Consider the following 2,276-nt stretch of genomic DNA (forward strand, 5'->3'; position numbering starts at 1 on the left):
TGACGAGAACGGCGATGAAATCATTGCCACCATGACGCAGTTTGTAAAGGAGCAAGTGTATGGCTGAGTTGCAACTAACAGGCACAATGCGCGCCACTCACGCAGTGGTGAGCGTGATGCAAAAGGCGCTCGTGACGGATGAGTTTATTTCAGCCAATGAGGTGGTGCGTCATAAAGGCCGCTTTGATACCGCTGAAGAGCTCTCTCGCTTTGCATCAAAGAACAACGTCATTGGGGTGGCGGCGTTAAAAGCGTCGAACCATGACAGGCGCGCAGGCAGCAAAGCCGATATTTCGATGGTGGCTTACGTGGTGACACGCGGTGCCGCAAAAGATATGGACGCCTCGGTGGTGTGTGAGCTTTTAACCTCAAAGGTGATTGAGTTGGTCAGTCGCGAGCGTTGGGGTGTTCATAACTGCTCAGAGGCGAAAAACATCATCGCCACCAACTTATACAGTGCCACTCTTGATGGGTTTGGTGTGTGTATCTGGGCGGTCAGTTGGGTGCAGAACATGAGCATGAGTGAGCCGATTTACACCACTCTGGATGACTTCACCACCCTTGGCATTAAAAACCAACTCGCAGAGAGCGGCAGCATCGATAAAGGTGCCCCCACTATCGATGCGTTAATTCATTTACCAGGAGAGACCGATGAGCTCAGTGATGAAGAGAAAGATTAGACCCGCAAAGCCAGGTTTAACCCTTCGCCACCCTAAGACGCTGCAAAAACTTCCAGCCGAGGGCGCGCTGGTTGAACTCAATAGCTACTGGCGACGTCGCCTGCGTGATGGTGATGCGGTGTTTTGTGAAGACAAGCCTCAAGCGCCTGTCGTTGCAAGCGAGCCAGAAAGCGCAAGCGAAGATAAACCCAAGAAAGGAGCAAAAGCATGAGCAATGCTATTCCTAACGATATTCGCCCACCACTGTGTTACATCGGTTTTGATAACTCAAAAGCGATCATCGGCACAGCGGCTATGCCTCACCAAATCTTAGTGATTGGTCAGATGCTGCCAACGGGCCGTGCTGAGGCGTGTACGCTTTACCCGTTTAACGATGGGGATGAAGCGGCGGCGCTTTGGGGCCGTGGTTCATTGATGCATGGCCTTGCAAGCCAAGTAAAAGGCGCGAACCGCTTTACTCAAGTGCTTGGCGTGGCACTGCCAGAAGCGTTTAACTTGGTGGATAAAGACTACCAAGCCGCAGTCAAAACGGCGGCCGTTGAGAGCGAAGGCTCGCTGATGGTTGGATTTAAAACCCCGACCTTAGAGTTTGATGTGGACGAGAGCGAAGCGGCAGAGCAAGGCTGGCGCGTCAGCGTTGGCAACAAAACCGCGGCGCTAAAAAGCTTTTCGACTCAAACGGGCTTTATGGTGATTGCGGCAGGTGAAGGCTTGGCTGCTGCGGATTTAGCGGTTGATGTATCGATGACGCTACACGGCGTTGAAGCGACCGCAGCAGGTGTCGCCGCGCGTGGTGTTCAGCGCTTTATCGGCACGGCATTAGAAGATGCGATCATCTATCTGCACATTGCAGGTAAGTCGCTCTCTATCCTGGCGCAAAAAGGCGATACCGCCGCCGAGATGGCGCAAAACATCACAAACGCTGTTAACGGTGATGATGATTTTCCTGTCCGTGCTGAAAGCGCTGATGGCGCAGTGACTTACACCGCTAAACAGACAGGCGAAACGGGTAACGATATTCGCGTGGTGTGTAACTACTACGCAGGCCAAGCGTTCCCAAGTGGTGTGATGACCACCAACATCTCGCTATCGGGTGGTCAGGGTAACCCTGATGTATCCGATGCTATTAGCGCAATGGCTGATGAATGGTTTAACCACATCATTATGCCTTACCGCGATACGGCCAACCTCAATGCGCTACGCGATGAGATGACCGAGCGATGGGGCCCAATGAAGATGACCGAAGGTACGGCTTATCTTGCCTTTAGTGGTACGCACGCGCAGACCGCCACCTTTGGTGAAAGTCGTAACGATTTTCTCTATAGCTGCATGGGCGCAGGCTCATCACCAACCCCTGCTTATTTGTGGGCGGCGTCCTATGGCGCAGTTGCGGCGTATGAGCTTGCGATTGACCCTGCAAGACCACTGCAAACGTTAGTGCTGCCTGGTGTGCTTCCGCCACCTGTGAGTGAGCGCTGGGACTTAAACGAGCGTAACTTGCTGCTGCACGATGGCATTGCCACGCACAAAGTTGATGCGGGTGGCAACGTCATGATTGAGCGCGAAGTGACCATGTATCGCTTAAACAGCTACGGA

At 53.1% G+C, this 2,276-nt stretch carries 3 protein-coding genes; all 3 read left to right on the plus strand.

Annotated features, from left to right (window positions below; genetic code table 11):
* Positions 1-59: 59 nt before the first annotated feature.
* Positions 60-680 (plus strand): hypothetical protein, encoded by a 621-nt coding sequence (locus tag RH88_RS22680; RefSeq protein ID WP_005593721.1) that lies wholly within the window; start codon positions 60-62, stop codon positions 678-680.
* Positions 664-891, plus strand: a complete 228-nt coding sequence (locus RH88_RS04425) for a DUF2635 domain-containing protein (RefSeq protein WP_005593723.1) — start codon at positions 664-666, stop codon at positions 889-891. Before RH88_RS22680 ends, RH88_RS04425 begins: the two co-directional genes overlap by 17 nt.
* On the plus strand, positions 888-2,276 hold a 1,389-nt coding region (locus RH88_RS04430; protein ID WP_005593725.1), incomplete at its 3' end, for a phage tail sheath subtilisin-like domain-containing protein. The genes RH88_RS04425 and RH88_RS04430, both read left to right, overlap by 4 nt.

The organism is Vibrio scophthalmi LMG 19158 (assembly GCF_000222585.1).
Classification (GTDB): domain Bacteria; phylum Pseudomonadota; class Gammaproteobacteria; order Enterobacterales; family Vibrionaceae; genus Vibrio; species Vibrio scophthalmi.